General features: G+C 64.0%; 20 protein-coding genes. 11 read left to right on the plus strand and 9 right to left on the minus strand.

Annotated elements, in window-relative coordinates; genetic code table 11:
• The first annotated feature begins 95 nt into the window (after window positions 1–95).
• Genes ABID26_RS07260 through ABID26_RS07300 form a run of 9 tightly spaced genes read left to right on the plus strand, consistent with a single transcriptional unit; the run spans window position 96 to window position 10102 of the window.
• Window positions 96–1079, plus strand: a complete 984-nt coding sequence (locus tag ABID26_RS07260; RefSeq protein ID WP_126098192.1) for an ABC transporter permease — start codon at window positions 96–98, stop codon at window positions 1077–1079.
• Window positions 1069–2601, plus strand: a complete 1533-nt coding sequence (locus ABID26_RS07265; protein ID WP_126098193.1) for a sugar ABC transporter ATP-binding protein — start codon at window positions 1069–1071, stop codon at window positions 2599–2601. The genes ABID26_RS07260 and ABID26_RS07265 overlap by 11 nt, the downstream gene beginning before the upstream one ends.
• 57 nt (window positions 2602–2658) lie before the next feature.
• Window positions 2659–3654, plus strand: a complete 996-nt coding sequence (locus tag ABID26_RS07270; RefSeq protein WP_126098194.1) for an ABC transporter permease — start codon at window positions 2659–2661, stop codon at window positions 3652–3654.
• Window position 3655: 1 nt separating this feature from the next.
• Window positions 3656–4441: an SDR family NAD(P)-dependent oxidoreductase gene (locus tag ABID26_RS07275; protein ID WP_126098195.1), complete on the plus strand. Its 786-nt coding sequence runs from the start codon at window positions 3656–3658 to the stop codon at window positions 4439–4441.
• 20 nt (window positions 4442–4461) lie between these two features.
• Entirely contained in the window at window positions 4462–5667 is a 1206-nt protein-coding gene (locus ABID26_RS07280) for a CaiB/BaiF CoA transferase family protein (RefSeq protein WP_126098196.1), read from the plus strand.
• A 2-nt stretch (window positions 5668–5669) separates the two neighbouring features.
• Window positions 5670–6458 (plus strand): enoyl-CoA hydratase/isomerase family protein, encoded by a 789-nt coding sequence (locus ABID26_RS07285; protein ID WP_126098197.1) that lies wholly within the window; start codon window positions 5670–5672, stop codon window positions 6456–6458.
• A complete protein-coding gene (locus ABID26_RS07290) occupies window positions 6455–7471 on the plus strand; it encodes an aldose epimerase family protein (RefSeq protein ID WP_126098198.1) in 1017 nt (338 codons plus the stop codon). The genes ABID26_RS07285 and ABID26_RS07290 overlap by 4 nt, the downstream gene beginning before the upstream one ends.
• Window positions 7472–7491: 20 nt before the next feature.
• Window positions 7492–9255, plus strand: a complete 1764-nt coding sequence (locus ABID26_RS07295; RefSeq protein ID WP_354414698.1) for a CoA-transferase — start codon at window positions 7492–7494, stop codon at window positions 9253–9255.
• Between the two features lie 10 nt (window positions 9256–9265).
• The gene (locus ABID26_RS07300; protein WP_292304003.1) at window positions 9266–10102 is read left to right on the plus strand and encodes an SMP-30/gluconolactonase/LRE family protein; all 837 of its coding nucleotides are present in this window, start codon (window positions 9266–9268) and stop codon (window positions 10100–10102) included.
• Window positions 10103–10116: 14 nt separating this feature from the next.
• Here the strand turns inward: ABID26_RS07300 and ABID26_RS07305 are convergent, their stop codons facing one another.
• From ABID26_RS07305 to ABID26_RS07315, 3 genes are all read right to left on the minus strand, one after another.
• On the minus strand, window positions 10117–10557 hold the full coding sequence (locus tag ABID26_RS07305) for a CBS domain-containing protein (RefSeq protein WP_292304001.1): 441 nt from the start codon (window positions 10555–10557) through the stop codon (window positions 10117–10119).
• A 194-nt stretch (window positions 10558–10751) separates the two neighbouring features.
• On the minus strand, window positions 10752–10988 hold the full coding sequence (locus tag ABID26_RS07310; RefSeq protein WP_292304000.1) for a hypothetical protein: 237 nt from the start codon (window positions 10986–10988) through the stop codon (window positions 10752–10754).
• Window positions 10989–11029: 41 nt separating this feature from the next.
• Window positions 11030–11902 (minus strand): complex I NDUFA9 subunit family protein, encoded by an 873-nt coding sequence (locus tag ABID26_RS07315; RefSeq protein ID WP_292303998.1) that lies wholly within the window; start codon window positions 11900–11902, stop codon window positions 11030–11032.
• A gap of 346 nt (window positions 11903–12248) precedes the next feature.
• Between ABID26_RS07315 and ABID26_RS07320 the strand changes: the two genes are divergently transcribed.
• Window positions 12249–12662, plus strand: coding sequence for an HD domain-containing protein (locus tag ABID26_RS07320; RefSeq protein ID WP_126098202.1), 414 nt, complete (start codon window positions 12249–12251; stop codon window positions 12660–12662).
• 167 nt (window positions 12663–12829) lie between these two features.
• Here ABID26_RS07320 and cyoD read toward each other — a convergent pair whose 3' ends face one another.
• The 5 genes from cyoD to ABID26_RS07345 all read right to left on the minus strand — a co-directional run bounded on the left by cyoD (window position 12830) and on the right by ABID26_RS07345 (window position 17708).
• The gene (gene cyoD, locus ABID26_RS07325; protein WP_126098203.1) at window positions 12830–13240 is read right to left on the minus strand and encodes a cytochrome o ubiquinol oxidase subunit IV; all 411 of its coding nucleotides are present in this window, start codon (window positions 13238–13240) and stop codon (window positions 12830–12832) included.
• Window positions 13237–13911: a cytochrome (ubi)quinol oxidase subunit III gene (locus ABID26_RS07330; RefSeq protein ID WP_126098204.1), complete on the minus strand. Its 675-nt coding sequence runs from the start codon at window positions 13909–13911 to the stop codon at window positions 13237–13239. Before ABID26_RS07330 ends, cyoD begins: the two co-directional genes overlap by 4 nt.
• A complete protein-coding gene (gene cyoB, locus ABID26_RS07335; protein ID WP_292303995.1) occupies window positions 13908–15911 on the minus strand; it encodes a cytochrome o ubiquinol oxidase subunit I in 2004 nt (667 codons plus the stop codon). The genes ABID26_RS07330 and cyoB overlap by 4 nt, the downstream gene beginning before the upstream one ends.
• A 2-nt stretch (window positions 15912–15913) precedes the next feature.
• A complete protein-coding gene (gene cyoA, locus ABID26_RS07340; RefSeq protein ID WP_354414706.1) occupies window positions 15914–16858 on the minus strand; it encodes a ubiquinol oxidase subunit II in 945 nt (314 codons plus the stop codon).
• Between the two features lie 301 nt (window positions 16859–17159).
• A complete protein-coding gene (locus tag ABID26_RS07345; RefSeq protein ID WP_292303991.1) occupies window positions 17160–17708 on the minus strand; it encodes a DUF6496 domain-containing protein in 549 nt (182 codons plus the stop codon).
• 284 nt (window positions 17709–17992) lie between these two features.
• On the opposite strand from ABID26_RS07345, the gene ABID26_RS07350 reads away from it, so the two are divergent.
• Complete coding sequence (locus tag ABID26_RS07350; RefSeq protein WP_292303989.1) at window positions 17993–18430, plus strand: DUF2267 domain-containing protein; 438 nt, start codon at window positions 17993–17995, stop codon at window positions 18428–18430.
• 77 nt (window positions 18431–18507) lie between these two features.
• On the opposite strand, the gene ABID26_RS07355 is transcribed toward ABID26_RS07350, so the two are convergent.
• On the minus strand, window positions 18508–18948 hold the full coding sequence (locus ABID26_RS07355) for a CBS domain-containing protein (protein ID WP_354414711.1): 441 nt from the start codon (window positions 18946–18948) through the stop codon (window positions 18508–18510).
• Window positions 18949–19114: the final 166 nt, after the last annotated feature.

Consider the following 19114-nt stretch of genomic DNA (forward strand, 5'->3'; position numbering starts at 1 on the left):
GCTCTTCCCGCGACGCGGGAAGGGCCCAGGCGGGCGCTGTCGGCAGCAAGGACACGGCACCAGCGCCTGACCCCGAGCGACCGGAATGGACTGAGATGAGCGAGCTTACCCACGCCCCCGCGCAAAGACGTTCGATCGGCGGCCAGCTTCTGGGCGGCAGCCAGCTCGTGCTGGGCGCCATCCTGGCCGCGCTGTGCATCGCCATCTCGATCGCGGCGCCGCAGTTCTATTCGGAGGCCAACATCATCGCCATCCTGCGCCAATGCGCGCTGGTGCTGATCGTCGCCTCGGGCATGACCATGCTCATCATCACGGCGGAGGTCGACCTGTCGGTCGGAGCGTCGCTCGCGTTCGTCGGCTGCATCGGCATGGCGGTGCTCAACTCGACGCACAGCCTTGCGCTCGGCATGCTGGCGGCGCTTGCCTTTGCCGGCGGTGTCGGGCTGTTCAACGGGCTGGTGGTCACAAGGCTCAGGGTGAACTCGCTGATCGCCACCATCGGCACGATGATGATGCTGCAGGGCGGCGTCTATCTGTTCACGCGCGAGGCGGTGCAGAACCACAATCAGCTGGCGAGCTTCACCGATCTCGGCGCCGGCTATGTCGGCGCGGTGCCGGTCCCTGTCATCCTGGCGGCGCTGATCTTCGCGGTTGCCTATGTGACGCTGCGCTTCACCACGCTCGGCCGCTATCTCTACGCGGTCGGTGCCAATGAAAAGGCGGTGCGCCTGTCCGGCCTGCGCTCGGAACGGCTCAAGCTGTTTGCCTTCGTCGTCACCGGCCTATGCGTCGGCGTCGCCGGCATGATCCTGTCGTCGCTGATGAATGCCGGCCAGCCGACCGCCGGCCGCGGTTTCGAGCTGACGGTCATCGCCGCCGTCATCCTCGGCGGCACCAGCCTGCTCGGCGGCCGCGGCTCGCTGTTCGGCACGTTGCTCGGCGTGCTGGTGCTGAAGGTGATCGACAACGGCATCATCATTCTCGGCTGGAACCAGGATTTGCAGATGGTGGTGCCCGGCATCGTCATCATCCTGGCGACTTATCTCGACATCATCCGGAACAAAGCCAATGTCCGTTGATTTCCTGCATCCCGGCGAAGGCGCGGCTATCGACACGAATGTGCTGGCGCTGGAACTGCGCGGCATCGGCAAGCGCTTCCCGGGCGTCGTGGCGCTGGACAATGTCGACTTCACCCTGGAGCCCGGCAAGATCCACGCCCTGATGGGCGAGAACGGCGCCGGCAAGTCGACGCTGATCAAGATCATGGCGGGCGTCTACGGCAAGGATGCCGGCACCATCCGCATGCGCGGACGCGAGGTCGACATCAAGTCGCCGCGCGACAGCCTGAAGGAAGGCATCAAGGTCGTGTTCCAGGAGATCGCATTGATCTCCGAATTCACCGTCGCCGAGAACATCTTTCTCGAAGGCTATCCGACCGGCAAGGCCGGCTCGATCGACTGGAAGAAGATCCGTACCGATTCCGCAGCGCTGTTCAACCGCATCGGCTTCAATGTCGATCCGGCGGCGCGGACGGGATCGCTGCCGGTCAGCCAGCAGCAGATGGTCGAGATCGCCCGCGCGCTCGCTCACGAGGCGCGCGTCGTAGTGATGGACGAGCCGACGTCCTCGCTGACGCCGAACGAAGTCTCGCTGCTGTTCACCGTCATCCGCCGCCTGGCGGCCCTCGGCATCGCGGTGGTCTATGTCAGCCACAAGCTCGACGAGGTGTTCGAGATCGCCGACACGGTGACCGTGCTGCGTGACGGACGCCACATCTCGACCAAGCCGATCGGCGAGCACACCAACGACACGCTCATCCAGGACATGATCGGCCGGCGCATCGACAATCTGTTTCCCCGCAAGCGCGGTGCGCCGGGTAGCAAGGTCGCGCTCTCCGTGGAAAACCTCAGCACGGCGAAGAAGCTGAACGACGTCTCCTTCGAGGCGCGCGCCGGCGAGGTGCTCGGCTTCTTCGGGTTGATGGGCGCCGGCCGCACCGAACTCGCCAAGGCGATCGTCGGTTACGACCCGATCAGTTCGGGCGCGATCACGGTCGATGGTCAGCGCCTGGCGCCGCATGACACGCGCGCCGGCGTCCGGCTCGGCATCGGCCTGCTCACCGAGGATCGCAAGAGCGAAGGCCTGATGGGTGAGCTGCCGGTCTACCAGAATGCCAGCCTTGCTTCGCTCGGCGCCTTCGCCCGCCTGGGGTTCGTCGACAAGGCGAAGGAACATAGAGCGGTACAGGATTATGTCGACCGTTTCCGCATCAAGACGCCCAGCCTGTTCCAGCAGGTGAAGAACCTGTCGGGCGGCAACCAGCAGAAGGTGCTGATCTCGCGCTGGCTGATGCGCGGCCTGAAGGTCATCGTCGTCGACGAGCCGACACGCGGCATCGACGTCGGCGCCAAGTCGGAAATCTTCGCGCTGATCGACCGGCTTGCCGGCGAAGGCCTGGCGGTCGTCATGATGACGTCAGAGATGCCCGAACTGCTCGGTCTCGCCGACCGGATCGCGGTGATGTGCGAGGGCCGCCTGACCGCGATCATGTCGCGCGAGGAAGCTACGCAGGAAAAGATCCTCAATGCGGCGATCGGGTGAGACCATGGTGCCTCGCGGCGGCATTTCCTGCGTTCAGTCCTTTGAAGGGGAGAAGCGATGAGCCTTACAAGCACAGCTTCTGCAAAAGCTGAGCCCTCCATGCTGGCGCGGCTCTTCGCCAGGCAGGAACTGGCGCTGCTCGTCTGCCTCGTCCTGGTGCTGGTGTTCTTTTCCGCCACGGTCGAGAATTTCCTCTCCGTGCGCAACATGACCAACGTACTTGGCCAGGCCTCGCTCGCGCTCACCGCAGGCATCGGCTGCGCCATCGTCTTCATTTCCGGCGAGGTCGACATCTCGATCGGCTCGCTGCTGGCGACGATTGCGCTGCCGCTGATCATCGTCATGAACGACACCAATTCGCTTTTGGCCGGCGTCAGCGTTGCGCTGTTGTTCGGCCTCATCACCGGTGTGGTCAACGGCTACCTCACCGCCTATGCCGGCATCAACTCGCTGATCGTGACGCTGGGCACGATGTTCATCATGCGCGGCGGCGTCTATCTCTATACCGGCCAGCGCGCGATCCCCGACGACGCCAGCCTCGACAGCTTCATCGCGCTGTCGGACGGGCGCCTGTTCAACATCATCCCGTATTCGGCTGTCATCGCCATCGTGCTGCTTACCGCCTTCGGCTACATGATGCAGCACCGGCCGTTCGGGCGGCAGATCTACGCCGTCGGCGGCAATCAGGAAGTGGCGCGGCTGGCGGGCTACGACGTGCGGCGCGTCAAGTTCATCTGCTTCATCATCAGTTCGCTGCTGGCGACGGTTGCCGGCATCATCCTGGCGGCGCGTGTCGGCTCGGCGCAGCATACGGCAGGGCTCAATTTCGAATTCCAGGTTGTCGCCGCGACCGTGCTCGGCGGGGTGAGCCTCGCCGGCGGCATAGGCAGCCTGACCGGCATGGCGCTCGGCGTTCTGATCCTGCAGTTCCTGTCCAACGGCCTGCGCGGGCTTGGGCTGCCGACCGAATGGCAGCTGGTCATCACCGGCATGATCATCATCGCCGCGGTCGCCTTCGACGAGGCGAAGCGCCGGCGCGCGAATGGAGGCTGACATGGCTCGTCTTGAAGGAAAAACCGCCGTCATCACCGGCGCCGCCGACGGCATCGGCCACGCGATCGCCGAGGCGATGGCGCGGGAAGGGGCGCATGTCTTCCTCGGCGACATCGCCGACGGTGCCGGCGAGGCTTTCGCGGCCGCACTGCGCGCGGCCGGCCACCTTGCCGACTATGTCCATTGCGACGTCTCGCAGGAAGCCGATATCGCCGGCCTCATCGACGGCGCGGTCAAGAAGACCGGACACCTCGACATCCTGGTCAACAACGCCGCCATCGCCATCGGCGGCATGCCGGTGCACGAGATGACCGACGAGCAATGGCACCGGCTGATCGCGGTCAACCTGACCAGCGTGTTCCGCGGCTGCAAATACGCGCTGCCGCACATGATCGCGCAGAAGTCGGGCTCGATCATCAACATGGCCTCCGCGCAGGGTCATATCGGCCTCGACGGCTGGACTGCGTACGCCGGCGCCAAGGGCGCGGTGATGGCGATGACGCGCCAGATGGCGGTCGAGTTCGGCCCGCTGAACATCCGCGTCAATTCGATCTCGCCCGGCACCATCAACACGCCGATGAACGACAGGCTGATCAAGGAGATCGGCGGCAACCTCGCCAAGGCCTGGATCAAGATGCATCCGCTCGGCCGCATCGGCGAGCCTTCCGAAGTGGCCGAGGCCGCCGTCTATCTGGCTTCCGATGCGGCCGGCTTCACCACCGGCACCGACCTGCGCGTCGACGGCGGGCTGACCGCCGCGCCGCGCTACGTTCCCGAACTGCTCTGAAACACGAAACGAGAATTGAAATGAACAAGGCCCTCGAAGGCGTCCGCATCCTCGATTTCAGCCATCTGTTGCAAGGGCCGTTCGCCACGCAGTTGCTTGGCGACATGGGCGCCGATGTCATCAAGATCGAGCGCGCCGGCGCCGGCGACATGTTCCGCGGCATGACCTTCTTCGCCAAATGGGTGGGCGGCTCCGAGAGCCCGAACTTCCTCGCCTGGAACCGCAACAAGCGCTCGATCGCGCTCAACCTGAAAAGCCGCAGGGTGCGTGCCATCATCATGGAGATGGCCCGGACCGCCGATGTGGTGGTGCAGAATTTCCGCCCCGGCGTGCTGGCCAAGCTCGGCTATGGCTACGAGGACTTCAAGGCCGTCAATCCGCGTATCATCTACTGCTCGGGTTCGGGCTATGGCGAGGAGGGGCCTTACGTCGAGCGCCCCGGCCAGGACATGCTGATCCAGGGACTTGCCGGGCTGATCGCCAACACCGGCCGCGGCGACCAGGCTCCGGTTCCCGCCGGCGCCGGCCTCGCCGACCAGATCGGCGCCATGAACATGGTCTACGGCATATTGTCGGCGCTCTACTATCGCGAGAAGACCGGCAAGGGCCAGAAGATCGAGGTCAATCTGCTGGCCGGCCTCTTGGCGCATCTCAACCAGGAATATGTCGCCGTGCTCAATCTCGGCGAGGATTTCGTGCGGCCGAATTCCGGCATCGGCCATCCCGGCATGCAGGCGCCGTTCGGCATCTACGAGACAAGGGACGGCGGCTACGTGTCGATCGCCATGAGCCCGTTCAAGACGCTTTACGAGGTGCTGGAGGCGCCGCAGCTCGCCGTCTATGACGACTTGAAGACGCTGTTCGACAAGCGCGACGAGGTCTTCGAGAAGGTCAATACCGAGACCAAGAAATTCGCCACGCAGGATCTGCTGGCTAGGCTGCTCAAGGCCGACATCTGGTGCGCCGAGGTGAAGGATATCCGCAGCGCGGCGGAAGACCCGCAGGTCACGCATATGGGCATGATCACCAGCTATAATCATCCGCGCGGCGGCAAGGTGCGGGTGGTGGCGCCGGCTGTCAAGATGAGCGAGACGCCCGCGACCATCGAACGGCCGGCGCCTCTGGTCGGCCAGCATGGGCGCGAGATCCTCTCCGAGCTCGGCCTGTCGAAGGATGAGATCGCCGCGCTCGAAGCGTCCGGTGACATGACCGTGGACGCGGCCTGACGATGAGCACCTACCGGACACTCACGGTCGAGACCTCTGGCCGTGTCGCGATCGTCACTTTCCGGCGCGCCGATCAGCTCAACGCCATGAACCGGCTGATGCAGGGCGAGATCACCGAGGTGTTCGAGGCGCTGTCGGCAGATGCGGGCGTCGGCGTGATCGTGGTAACCGGCGAGGGGCGCGGCTTCATGGCCGGCGCCGACATCAAGGAATACGCCGCCCAGACGGCTGCCGAGTTCGACACGTTCCAGGCGGCGGGCACGCGCATGTACGCGGCGATCGAGAACAACCGCAAGCCGGTGATCGCGGCGGTCAACGGCTTCGCGTTGGGCGGCGGCATGGAGCTGGTGCTGTGCTGCGATCTCGTGATCGCCAACCAGTTCGCGAAGCTCGGCCTGCCGGAGATCAAGCTCGGGCTGATCCCCGGCGGCGGCGGCACGCAACGCAGCGTCGCCAAGCTCGGCCGCAACCGCGCCAATCTTCTGCTGATGACAGGCGCCATCGTGCCGGCTTCCGAATTCGTCGGTGCCGGCCTGGTCAACGAGATTGTCGATGTCGACGCCCTGATGCCGCGCGCGCTGGAATTGGCCGGGATGATCGCCGCCGAGCCGGCCGCGGCGATCGAAGGCCTGAAAGCGCTGACGGCGCATGCGCTGTCGGGCGATCTGGCCGAAGGCCTCGCCATGGAGCGCGACATTCTGGGCGGCCTCTACCGCAGCGAGATCGGCCAGCGGCGCATCAGGGAGTTCGCCGACAAAAGCACGACAAAGGCTAAGAAGGCTGCGCCGTGAACGCCGGCGACGACTATCGCGGCCTGGGCTGGGCACATGGCGCGCTGACCGTGCAGCGGCTCGGCGCGATGCTGGCGCCGGTCACCTTCCTGCTGGCCGATGGCCGGCAGGTCGCGCCGATGCACATCGCGCCCTGGTCCAACGAGCCGGGGGCCGAGATGCTGCCTGGCATTCTGCGCAGGCTGCGCGGCGAATGGCCTTGTGTGCCCTTCGGCTATTCGGTGCCAGCCGAGGGATGGCCCGAGAGCTGGGTGCGCGTCATGGGCCCGCCGGCGCCGGACGAAGAAGTCCATGGCCACAGCTCCAACCATGACTGGACCTGGCGCGACAGCGAGCGCGGATCGCTATCGCTGGCGCTTGCCTATCCTGAGGCAAGCCCGGTCGAGCGTGTCGAGCGGACGGTGAGGCCCGATCCGTCGGCGCCGGCCATCGACATTGAATTCAAGGTCGTCGTCCGCCGTGACTGCCGGCTGCCGATCGGGCTGCATCCGGTGTTCCGGCTGCCGTTCGAGACGGGCGCCGCCACGCTGGAGCTTGGCGGCTTCGACGAAGGCCGCACCTATCCGCACGATGTCGAACCCGGCGCGGCGCTGTTTGCCCGAAACAAATCCTTCACTGACCTCGCCTCGGTGCCCGCGCGCGCCGGCGGTGTGACTGACGCCTCTCGCTTGCCACTGGACGCCGACACGGAAGAGCTGCTGCAAATCGAGGGGCTGGACGGCACGGCGGCGCTCGCCAACCATGAGGACGGCTACCGGGTGCAGCTGTCCTGGCAAAAGGAGCATTTCCCAAGCCTGCTGCTTTGGTATTCCAATCGCGGGCGCAAGGCGGCGCCCTGGAACAGGCGTCACGTCGCCATCGGCATCGAGCCGATCTGCTCGCCCTTCGGACTCGGTCCGGCGACCGCGCTGGCCGGCAATCCGATCGCGCAATCCGGCATTGCGACGGCGCTGGAATTCTCGCCCGAAAAACCGTTCGTGACCCGCTACCGCATCGAGGCATCCACGCTGTGACAGATCGCAGGTCAGTCTCCTTGGTCAAGTCGAACCGGCCTCAATTCACCGATGTCGAGGGGCTGGCGGCGATGGTCGGCCACGGCGATGCCTTCGGGGTCGGCGGCCATCATTTCGCCCGGCTGCCGGTCGCGCTGCTGCGCGCGATAGCGAGGTCCGGCATCAAGGACTTGCGCTATATTTGCTGGGCCGGCGGGTTGCCGCTCGAGCTGCTGCTCGAGGCGGATGCGGTGGCGGAAATAGACCTCTGCTTCTCCAGCCTCGACATCTTCGGGCTGCCGCCGAAGTTCCGCGCCGCTGCCGAGAGCGGCGCAATCCCCGTTCGCGACTGGACGGCCCTGGCCATGATCCAGGCATTGCGGGCGGCACAGCAGAACCTGCCGTCGATGCCGTTCCAGCTTCCAGAGGGATCCGACATGCTGGCGCGCATGGCGAATGCGACAGCCGGACCCGATCCGCTTGCCGGAACCGATACCGGATTTGTCCCGCCGCTCAGGCTCGATACATTCGTCGTCCATGCCCAGCGCGCCGATGCAAGCGGCAATGTGCAGATCATCGGGCCGCGGGCGCTGGACTTCGCCATGGCGGGCGCGGCGCGCAAGGTGCTGGTCACCGTCGAAGAGATCGTGCCGGTCGGAGCGCTGCGGCAGGACGGCCGCCAGAGCATCCTCACCCGCAATCAGGTTTCGGCCATAGCCCTGGCGCCGGGCGGCGCTTATCCGGCCTCGTGCCTGCCGTTCTACGTCACCGACTATCAGGGATTGTCGGAGGCATTCGCGGCGAAGGACACAGCCTTGTCGGACAAGCTCCGCCTGCCTTCGGGCGGCCTGTCGGAGCGGCTCCGGAAAGCGGCGAAAGTCAGCACGGAGACGGTTCTTGCGATGCCTGCGCTCGCGCATGGCGACAAGGAGGCATCCATCGACGAGGTCATTACCGCGCGGATCGCCACCGAATTCGACAATGAGAGCTTCGCCAGCGCCGGCGCGGTGTCGCCGCTCGCCAACGTCGCCTACCGGCTGGCCAAGGCGACGCATGCGCCGGATATGTTCATCGCGACGATGAGCTGCGGCCATCTCGACATCGCGCCGAGCCCGATGGTGCTCTCGCTGATAGAAAGCCTCGATTGCGAGACGGCGGCGGCGCATGCCGGCGGCGACGACACCTATTCGACCTACTACCAGGCCGGCGCGGTGACGCATGAGATCGTCGGCGCGGCACAAGTCGACCGGCGCGGCCGCGTCAACACTATCGCGCTGCGCAAACCGAGCGGCAGCCTGTTGCGGCTGCCCGGACAGGGCGGCATGGCCGACGTCGCCAACATGCACCGCGACTATTTGCTCTATATCCCCCGCCATTCGGTCCAGTCGCTGGTGCATGAGGTCGAGATCGTGAGTTCGGCGCGCGGGCTGCTGACGCCGGCCGAGCGGGAGCCGATGGGCTATCGCACCGGCAAGGCGCTGGTCTTCACCGACCTCTGCGTCTTCCGGCTCGACCAGACATCGAGGGAATTGACCGTCATCGAAACCATGCCGGGCGTTACCCGCCAGCAGATCCGCGACGCCACCGGATTTACCGTAACATTCGATGCCGGTTGCCGGGAGGTGCCGGTGCCGTCCAGCGATACGCTCGCTACGTTAAGAAACCGCATCGACCCGCTCGGTTTGCGGCGTCTCGAATTCGTCAGCGCGAAGGAGCGTGGCGCTCTGATTGCCGAGATCCTCGCCGCCGATCGCGCGATGGTCGAGCGCTTGATCGGCATGCAGAGATCGCCTGTTACAAGCTGAGGAGCGCTCCATGGCAAAGCCGTTGCTCGACATGTCCGCCGCGCGCACCTTCTTCGACGGCATCTTCACCAATCCGCGCGTCGCGCATCCGGAAGGTGTTGCTGTCCACCGCGATGGATCGATCTGGTGCGGCACCGAAAACGGCGATCTCCTGAGGCTTGCCGCCGACGGCAGCTCGGTCGAGCGCATGGGCGGCACGGATGGGTTTCTGCTCGGCATTGCCTTCGACAGCGCCGGCAACTGTTTCGCGTGCGATCTCAGGCATGCCGCGATCTTCCGCTGGGACGCCGCGACGGGTTACATGGAGCGCTTTGCCTCGTCCGGCATCCGCGTGCCCAACTATCCGGTCGTCGACGAGACGAGAGGCTGGCTCTTCGTTTCGGACAGCGTCGGCGAGGGCAATCGCTCGGGCATCTTCCGCTACGATCTCAAGACGGGCGAGGGCGGCCTGTGGTGCCGGGAAGTCATGTCGTTCGCCAACGGCATGGCCATGGCGCCGGACGGCAACGGCCTCTACGTGGTGGAAAGCAACGCGTCCTGCATCAGTCATGTGCCGATCCTCGGCGACGGCAGCGCAGGGGCTCGGCAGGTCGTCGTCGAAGACGTGCGCAATGTTCCGGATGGCGTCGCCTTCGCTCCCGACGGCTCGCTGTTCATCTCATGCTACGAGCCGAGCCGGATCTATCGCTGGCGAAAGGAGCGAGGCCTCGAAGTGCTGATCGAGGATCCGGCGGCGACCACGCTGGCTCACCCCACCAACATCGCCTTCAAGGGCGACAAGCTCTACACCGCAAATCTTGGCCGCTGGCACATCACCGAGATCGATCTGGCCACAATTCCAGGCTGAGCAGCCTGGCGCTGTCAGTGAGCTGCTGCTTGCGAGTGTTGACCGCCAGCTTGAGAGATGCCTTCAAGCGCTTTTCCAGCATGGGTCGCTTCGCCGTTTCCGACGAGGTCGCCGAGCGAGACGATGCCCACCAACCGTTTGTCCCTGTTGAGCACCAGAAAGCGCCGCACCTGGATATCGCCCATGTCCTGAAGGACGGCACTGACTTCCTCATCCTCGAAGCAAAATTTGACGTCAGTCGACATGACATCGCGCACGGGGGTGTCAGGTTCCATTCCCGCGGCGATGCCCCGGATGGCGATATCCCGGTCAGTCACGATGCCGACCAATCGGCCGTTGTCGGCAACGGGGATCAGCCCCGCGTCCAGAACGGCCATCGCTTGGGCAACATCACGCAGACTTGCTTCCAGTGTCGCAATCCGCACGTTCCTGGTCATACACTCTTGCACTTTCATGGCGTTCTCCCGGAAAAATTGGGTGCGCTCGCTGAAGCGCTGACCAACGCCCAATGAACCTGCGGCAAAAACGTTCCGACAAATCTGGACCGGCCGCGCAGCTCAGTCATGGCTCATGCAGCCGGGAGCGACGCAAAAAAAGCCGTCGTGTGCGCAGCGACGTCGCGGAACTGTCAGCCTGTGTCGCCGACGATTCAAGGAGCACGATCGGTAAGCGCATCAGCGCCTTCCTGCTCCGCGCAGTGGACGCAACAGTAGATGATGTCGCCTTGCTCGACGCCATGCCCAATGATGCGGACCTGGCAATGGGGACAGATAGGCGCGAGCTTCTGGATCGCGCATTCGAAGCTGTCGAATGTGTAGGTTTCTCCTCCCAGATGTAGCTGAAAGGACTTGTCGTAGTCGTTGCCGCACTGGTCGCATCTGGCCATGGTCATACTCCTTTGGAAATCAGTTCTCATCACGGCTGCTCTCAGGCCGATCGCAACACCTGATCGATGTCATGAGGCTCTATCCCGAGATCGCGGAGTCCCGGCAGTCGAGTATCCGCAACATTGTCGATCTGCATGAGCTCGACCTGGTTGCGCGTCAGCGGCACGCCGGGGACGAACTCGCCGAAAGTGGCGAGTGCGTGCCAAAAGACAAACGGAACGGGCACCAATCGTGTCCTGATGCCAAGCAGCCGGGCAACTTCCAGCACCAGGTCTCGATAGGTGTAGACACGCGGCCCACCGAACTCGAACAGACGGGCGTCGGCACCTGCGGACGCGATGCGCGCAATGGCTTCCGCAACGTCTTCAACGGATGCCGGCTGGAGACGGGTGTCGCCGTTGCCGAACAGCGGATATGCAGGAAGGATGCGCAACAATCTCGTGATCGTCGTCAAAAAGGCGTCGTCCCGTCCGGTCATCACCGCGGGGCGGACGATGGTCGCGCCCGGAAATCCGACGTCGACGGCCTCTTCACCTTGCCCCCGCGCCTTGATGTAACTGGACCGCGAGCGTGAGTCGGAACCGATGCCGGATATCTGGATGTATCGTTCGGCGCCGGCTCGCCGCGCCGCGTCCGCCAACTGGGAAGCAGCCTCGACATGGACGCGCTCGAAAGTAACGCCTCCATGTTCGGAATAGAGGCTGACTGCGTTTACGACCGTGCTTGCATCCGAAACGGCCGCGGCAATTTGGCTTCGGTCGAGGATGTCGGCTTTGACCGCGCTAAAGAGCTCGTGATGAGCCTGCTTCCGTCCCGCACGTCCGGGATGGCGGGAAGCCGAGCGCACGACAAGCCCGTGGTTCAAGAGGTGCTTGACGATTCTTCGCCCAAGAAAGCCAGAACCGCCGAACACTGTGACGCATCCTGACTGCGGTCGAGTGTTTGATAACGAGGTTTGTGCGCCGGCCATACCCCTAAACGGTCTTGCGAGCGAAATGTTCGCTCGAACAATCTCACGACATGCTTTGCCCCTAACGGGTATGCAGGGCCTATCGCGCCGCTCGCTGCCTCGTCGCCGGGCCGAACCCGAAAATCGCTTGTGCGCGGGAACATTCATGCGCTGCCAATGTTCGTAATGCATGGCGCGCAGTTCTCGCTCTCCCGCGAAAAGCGCGCCGGCAAGCCGAGCATCAAGCCCGAGCAAGCCGGCCTCGGCTGCCCTCTCGAGGCGAACTCTGAAGTCAGCACTGGGGAGGATCATGCTTTATCGCGCGGCCAAGATCGCTGAAGAGGCTCATCGCGGCCAGAAAGACAAGACCGGCCAACCCTATATCGAACATGTCAGGCGCGTCGCCAACGCAGTCGAGACGCTCGACGAAAAGACCGTCGCCTATCTGCACGACGTGGTGGAGAAAGGCGAGGGCTGGACACTGGATCGGCTGGAGGCGGCAGGCTTCAGCCTTCCCGTCGTGGCGGCGGTCGATGCCCTGACGAGACGACTCGACGATAGTGAGCAGGGTTTCATTTGCCGCGCCGCCTCGAATCCGCTGGCGAGGCGGGTCAAGGAGGCGGACCTGACGGACAATCTGCGGCAGGCGCATCATGCAGGCGCCTCGCCGCAAAGATACGAAACCGGGCTGCGCCTGCTCGGCGGCATGGCCGTCGAAAACTGATGGCGGCCGCGAACGGCCAACTGATGAAGTTGGCCGCTCTGCAAAGCGCCCCGGCGCAATCCCGGTTCATGCATGTCGCCCAAAGTGTGCAGCGGTTTGGGAAAACGACATGCATAAAAACAAAGACTTAAAGCGCGTCGCCTGAATCCGTTTCGACGCGACGCGCTTTAAGGCATCATCTCGGCCTGATGGGCGCTCATCGGAGCCATGTTCACGTTGAGATGGGCCATGATCCAGACCGAGCCGATCACGACGAGCGCGACGATCAGCACGCCGAAGGCGAGCGCCAGCACGTTGTTGGTGTTGTCGGGCCCCGTGGTCAGGTGCAGGAAGAAGACGAGATGCACGCCCATCTGCGCGATGGCTAGCACCACCAGAGCCGAGATCACCGCCGGCTGGTAGATCAGGCCGGTTTGCGCCGCCAGGAAAGAGGCGATGGTCAACAGGATTGCCAGGCCGAAGCCGAGCAGATAGCCCGAAAGCCCTCCCGCCAGCTCGTGTTCGGTGATGCGCTCTTCGCCCGGCGCTGAATCGCGGCGGTCGAGCTCTTCTTCGATCCGACTTTCAATGTCGCTCATGGCGATGCTCCCAGCAGATAAACCAGGGTGAAGATGGCGATCCAGATGATGTCGAGCGCGTGCCAGAACAGGCCGAAGCAGTGCAGCCGCCGCAACAAGTCCGGCCGAAAACCCTTCACCCAGAGCTGCGCCATCATGGTGCCGAGCCAGAGCAGGCCGAGGCCGACATGGGTACCATGGCAGCCGACGAGGGCGAAGAAGGCGGAGAGGAAGGCACTGCGCGAGGGCCCCGCATTCTCGTGCGCCATCGCCACGAACTCCTGTACCTCCAGGAACAGGAAGGCAGCGCCGAGCAGGCCGGTGACGAGCAGCCAGAACTGGGTGGCCGCCATCGACCGGCGATGGGTCGCGAGCGTCGCAAGGCCGCCGGTGAAACTCGAGGTGAGCAGAAGCCCCGTCTGGGCCGCAACGCGGTTGAGCTCGAACAGCTCCTTGCCGGCCGGCCCGCCGGCCGTCGCCTGGGACAGCACGGCGAAGGACGCGAAGAAGGCCGAGAACATGATGATGTCGGACAAAAGGAAGATCCAGAAGCCGTAGGCAACCGTGACGAATTTCGAGGCCGGGCCGCCCTGGCCATGGCCGGTCGCCGAGAACAGGCCATGACCGTGCCCGTCGTGCTGTCCGGGCCGATACGGTTCGCGCACCGCGCTGCCGGCTGCGATGTCGCTCATGCCACGCGCTCCCGCTTATGTATCCAGGCAAGCTGCGCGGCCCTGCCATCGCGGTCGATGCGCTCGACCTCGTCCGCGGGGACCTCGTAGTCGCCATGCTCGCGCCAGGCGAAGACGACGAAGGTGGCATAGGCGCCGAGGAAGCCGACGATCGCCAGCCACCAGATATGCCAGATCAGCGCGAAGCCGATCAGCGTGGCAAAGAAGGCGGTGACGAAGCCGGTCGGACTGTTGCGCGGCATCTCGACCGGCTCGTAGCTTTCGTTTTCGGCCGGGGCTTGCCCATCCAGCGCCCGCTGCTTGACGGTCCAGTAGGGCTCCTCGTTCTCGACATAAGGCAGCCGCGCATAGTTGAAGAAAGGCGGCGGCGAGGACGTCGACCATTCCAGCGTGCGGCCGTCCCAGGGGTCGCCCGTCTCGTCGCGCAGCGCTTCGCGATGCCTGATCGAGACGACGAGTTGCGCGACCTGGCACGCGGCGCCGACGATCATCACCGCAATACCGAAGGCCGCCACCACCAGCCACGGCGTCCACAGGTCCATGTCGATGTGCTGGAGGCGGCGCGTCATGCCGAGCAGGCCGACGATGTAGAGCGGCACGAAGACCAGCACGTAGCCGGCAAGCGTGAACCAGAACGCGGCCTTGCCCCAGCCTTCGTGCAGCCGGAAGCCGAAGGCTTTCGGGAACCAGTAGGTGAAGCCGGCGAAGGCGGCGAACAGAACGCCCGAGATGATGACGTTGTGGAAGTGCGCCACGAGGAAGAGCGAATTGTGCAGCATGAAGTCGGCCGGCGGCACGGCGAGCAGCACGCCGGTCATGCCGCCGATGATGAAGGTGGTGACGAAGGCCAGTGACCACAGCATCGGCGTGTCGAAGCGCACGCGCCCGCCATACATGGTGAAGAGCCAGTTGTAGATCTTGACCCCGGTGCCGACGGCGATGACCGAGGTGGCGATGCCGAAGGCGGCGTTGACGTCGGCGCCGGCGCCCATGGTGAAGAAGTGGTGCAGCCAGACCATGAAGGAGACGATGCAGATGAACAGCGTCGCCGCGACCATGGAGCGGTAGCCGAACAGCGGCTTCGACGAGAAGGTCGAGAAGATCTCGGAATAGATCCCGAAGGCGGGCAACACCAGGATATAGACCTCGGGATGCCCCCACGCCCAGATGAGGTTCATGAACATCATCTGGTTGCCGCCGGCTTCGTTGGTGAAGAAGTGGAAGCCGAGGTAACGGTCGAGCGTCAGCATGGCGAGCGTCGCGGTCAGGATCGGGAAGGCCGCGACGATCAGCAGGTTGGAGGCGAGCGAGGTCCAGCAGAACATCGGCATGTGCAGATACCCCATGCCGGGCGCGCGCATCTTGAGGATGGTCGTCGCCAGGTTGACGCCGGTGAGCAGTGTGCCGACGCCGGAAATCTGGATCGACCACAGATAATAGTCGACGCCGACACCGGGCGAGTAGGCCGTCTCCGACAGCGGCGCATAGGGCAGCCAGCCGGTGCGCGCGAACTCGCCGACGACGAGCGAGATGTTGACGAGCAGCGCCCCGGTCGCCGTCAGCCAGAAGCTGACCGAATTCAGCGTCGGGAAGGCGACGTCGCGGATGCCGAGCTGCAGCGGCACGGCGAAATTCATCAGCCCGATCACAAACGGCATCGCGGCGAAGAAGATCATGATTGTGCCGTGCGCCGAAAACACCTGGTCGTAATGCTCCGGCGGCAGGTAGCCGGGCCCGTGTATCGCCATCACCTGTTGGGTGCGCATCATGACGGCGTCGACGAAGCCGCGAAAAAGCATCAGCGCCGCCAGCACGATATACATGACGCCGATGCGCTTGTGGTCGACCGAGGTTATCCACTCGTGCCAGAGATAGGGCCAGTAGCCTTTGACCGTTACCCAGATCAGCACCGCGGCGGCCGCCAGAAAGACGATGAGGGCAGCACCCAGCGGGATGGGCTGATCGAAGGGAACGGCCGACCAGTCGAGCTTGCCGAGCATCGTCATCCTCCCACTTTGGGCTGTTGAGCCGCGGGCGTCGTTCCCGCCTTCGGCTCGGCCTTCGGGCTCAACTGCGCCTCGCCGGCGGCGGCCTCAGTCGGTCCCGGGCCTGGCGGCAGCGTCTGCCGCACGATTGCGTCGAACAGGCCTGGCTGCACATGGCCGAAGGAGGACGGCGGCACGTTGATGCTCTGCCGGGCAAGCTCGCGATAGGCGCTGGCGTTGAGCACGCCGCCGCTATGCAAGGACGAGGCCCAGCTGGCGAAGGCGTCGGCCGGGATCGCCCGCACGCGGAAATTCATGTCCGAAAAGCCGTCGCCGCTGAAATGCGCCGACAGGCCGAGATAGTCGCCCTCTCGGTCGGCCTGCAGATTAACTTCGGTCTGCATGCCGTTCATGACATAGACCATACTGCCGAGCTGCGGCACGAAGAAGGTGTTCATCACGCTGGCCGAGGTCAGCTTGAAACGCACCGGCACGCCGGCCGGGATGACCAGCTGGTTGACCGTTCCGACGCCCTGGTCCGGGTAGAGGAACAGCCACTTCCAGTCGAGCGCCACGACCTGGATGTCGAGCGGCGGCTGGCTGGAGGCGATCGGCCGGCGCGGATCGAGATGGTAGGACCCGTAATAGATCAACCCGCCAAGGAAGAGGATGGTGAGCGTCGGGATCGACCAGACGATCAGCTCGATGCGGCCCGAATAGGTGAATTCCGGATCGTAGCGGGCGTTGCGGTTGGAGGCGCGGAACATCCAGGCAAACAAAAGCAGCGCCACCAGCGTCGGAATGACGATGACCAGCATGACCGCCAGCGAGTTCAAGAGGATCGTGCGGTTGCCCGCGCCGATCGGGCCTTGCGGGTCAAGCACGCCTCCCGCGCAGCCGGACAGAGCCGCGAATATCCAGAATAGCGACAGCGTTCGCCTAGATTTGCCGAGGGAGAACACTTGATCTCATCATGTGCGGCAAGAGCTTATCTGGTAAGGCCCGTGGACACTTTGTGCTGGGCATCATTCAATGGACAGGATACCTAAAGCGTGTCGCGCAGAAAAGGATTCAGGGGACGCACTTCAAGTCTTTTCTTCGTTCGATTCATGTCGTTCGCCCAAAACCGCTGCGCACCTTTGGGCGACATGCATTAACTGAGGTCCCCGCCACTTGTTCCGCGGATGCGTCCCTTTTTTGTTCGATGGTGCTACCGCATCACCGACAGGATCGTCCGTGAAGGCGTATCTGGATGGCCGGGAGCTAGCTGCGGCTCGCGCGGGTTCTGGCCGCCTTCTTCGCCGCTTGCTTCCTGCCTTGAGCGCCCTTGGTCTCTACGGCTTTCCGTGCGGCCGCCGAGCGCCCGGCTGCGCCTTTCGTCTCGGCCGCTTTTTTAGCAGCGGCCGACCGTTCACCGGCGGTCCGGCGCGAAGCCGCTCTCTTGGTTTGCCGTGACAGCGCCTCATGAGATGCGCTGCTTTTCGGTTCATCCTGAAGGACCTCGGACACGGCCTTCGAAACTTTCGGCCGGCGCTTGGGTTTGCGTTCGCCCTGGCCGACTTCGTATGCGTATTCAGCGCTTTTGCGCGTGCTCTCCTTGACCTTGCCCTTCTTTGGCGGGGGCAGGTCGACCCCGGCGCGGCGCGCTTCCGAAAGGCCGATGGCGATCGCTTGCTTTGTGGAGCGCGCGCCGTGCTTGCCGCGGCGAATCTCGTCAATCTCCTCGCGCACGAACTCGCTTGCTTGCGTGCTCGGCGACTTGCCTTCACGCTTGTCCTGTCGCGCCTTCTCGATGGTTTTCTTGTCCGGCATCGCCTTCTCCTTTCTCGGCTGGGGACGGCCGATCCGCGTCCTTAAAAGGTGGCAACGCGTCAGGGACGCAATTGATCCTTAGCTCCGAAAGTACGTCCGCATCTCACGCCGAGGGTTGGGTCTTCGCTACTGCCTGGCTGTCCGACCGCGCCATCGGCGAGCGCCTTCCCACAATCGATTTGCGCAGAGTTCAGGCAATCGACCGGATGGACGAAACAATAGCCTCAGCCGGACGTTCCAACCAAAGCAAGGGTGCGTGGGGCGCTTTTGTCTGGGAGATTACGATGAGCGCAAACGGCCTCGAGGTTTTCGACAAGACAGTCCAGATCACCAATATCTGGTTGAATGAGATCATGGATGACCTCGGTCCGGATCGGCAACTTGCATGGCATGCGCTTGGTGTGGTTCTGCGTGCTTTACGCGACAGGCTGCCCGCGGAACTGGGAGCCAATCTGGGCGCGGAGCTACCGCTCCTGATCCGCGGTGCATATTACGACCAATACCAGCCGTCCAATTTGCCGAACCGGAATCGCTCGGTCGAAGAGTTCTTCAACACCATCGCTGAAGGCTTGGAGTCCGGACGACCGGTAAACGCCAACCACGCGGCCAGGACGGTATTCAAGGCAGTCGCCCATCACATCGATTTGGGGCAGTCGGCGAAGGTGCGCGATAGCCTGCCCAAGGACTTCAAGGCGTTGTGGCCCGAGAGCATCGGGGCCTAGGCGGCACGACTGGATGGCACCCAGCGTCGGCCAACGCCCCGCGAAGGCCTGACGTTCCGGCGATCCGGCATCCTGGATCAATGGGTAGTTTGCGAATGTTGCCCGCCAGGCACCGATATGCTGCCCAAAGCCTCTCCGGCTTCTGCCGATTCTCCGCTCTTCGCGAGGTCGCCAAGGGAAATGATCCCGACAAGCCGTTTGTCTCGATTGAGAACGGGAAGTCGGCGCACCTGCAAGTCGCCCATATTCGCAAGTACATGCTCGATGTCTTCGTCATCGAAGCAATATCTGACCTCTCCAACGCTCATGACGTCACGCACCTTGGTGTCAGGCCCGTTGCCCAGCGCTACGCCGCGGACCACGATATCGCGGTCGGTGATCATGCCGACCAGCCGGTCGTTGTCACCAACAGGCATCACGCCGGCATCGAGGCTGGACATCATCTGCGCTACGTCTCGAATTGGCTGGTCGGGATTTGCGATTTTGACGTCCCTCGTCATGCAGTTGCCGACTTTCATGGCAATCTCCTATCGCTTTGCAAAGCCCGCCGCTCGATCCGTGTCGATGAGGGAACGAACTCCTCGCCGATAACGTTCCACGAAATTCGGCCTTGACCGCTGATCCGCGTTCGCAGCTTTCCGCATCCGAAAGAAGGCAGCATACGCGTCGAGCTTATCGAGCCGC

The sequence above is a fragment of the Mesorhizobium shonense genome, assembly GCF_040545255.1.
Classification (GTDB): Bacteria; Pseudomonadota; Alphaproteobacteria; order Rhizobiales; family Rhizobiaceae; genus Mesorhizobium; species Mesorhizobium shonense.

Bases quoted from the DNA above. Each gene is read 5' to 3' on its own strand.
- cyoD (WP_126098203.1), bottom strand. From the start codon at position 13,240: ATGAGCGACATTGAAAGTCGGATCGAAGAAGAGCTCGACCGCCGCGAT.
- ABID26_RS07320 (WP_126098202.1), top strand. From the start codon at position 12,249: ATGCTTTATCGCGCGGCCAAGATCGCTGAAGAGGCTCATCGCGGCCAG.
- ABID26_RS07330 (WP_126098204.1), bottom strand. From the start codon at position 13,911: ATGAGCGACATCGCAGCCGGCAGCGCGGTGCGCGAACCGTATCGGCCC.
- ABID26_RS07310 (WP_292304000.1), bottom strand. From the start codon at position 10,988: ATGGCCAGATGCGACCAGTGCGGCAACGACTACGACAAGTCCTTTCAG.
- ABID26_RS07270 (WP_126098194.1), top strand. From the start codon at position 2,659: ATGAGCCTTACAAGCACAGCTTCTGCAAAAGCTGAGCCCTCCATGCTG.
- ABID26_RS07280 (WP_126098196.1), top strand. From the start codon at position 4,462: ATGAACAAGGCCCTCGAAGGCGTCCGCATCCTCGATTTCAGCCATCTG.
- ABID26_RS07345 (WP_292303991.1), bottom strand. From the start codon at position 17,708: ATGCCGGACAAGAAAACCATCGAGAAGGCGCGACAGGACAAGCGTGAA.
- ABID26_RS07260 (WP_126098192.1), top strand. From the start codon at position 96: ATGAGCGAGCTTACCCACGCCCCCGCGCAAAGACGTTCGATCGGCGGC.
- ABID26_RS07305 (WP_292304001.1), bottom strand. From the start codon at position 10,557: ATGAAAGTGCAAGAGTGTATGACCAGGAACGTGCGGATTGCGACACTG.
- ABID26_RS07285 (WP_126098197.1), top strand. From the start codon at position 5,670: ATGAGCACCTACCGGACACTCACGGTCGAGACCTCTGGCCGTGTCGCG.
- ABID26_RS07350 (WP_292303989.1), top strand. From the start codon at position 17,993: ATGAGCGCAAACGGCCTCGAGGTTTTCGACAAGACAGTCCAGATCACC.
- ABID26_RS07355 (WP_354414711.1), bottom strand. From the start codon at position 18,948: ATGAAAGTCGGCAACTGCATGACGAGGGACGTCAAAATCGCAAATCCC.
- ABID26_RS07265 (WP_126098193.1), top strand. From the start codon at position 1,069: ATGTCCGTTGATTTCCTGCATCCCGGCGAAGGCGCGGCTATCGACACG.
- ABID26_RS07300 (WP_292304003.1), top strand. From the start codon at position 9,266: ATGGCAAAGCCGTTGCTCGACATGTCCGCCGCGCGCACCTTCTTCGAC.
- ABID26_RS07275 (WP_126098195.1), top strand. From the start codon at position 3,656: ATGGCTCGTCTTGAAGGAAAAACCGCCGTCATCACCGGCGCCGCCGAC.
- cyoB (WP_292303995.1), bottom strand. From the start codon at position 15,911: ATGCTCGGCAAGCTCGACTGGTCGGCCGTTCCCTTCGATCAGCCCATC.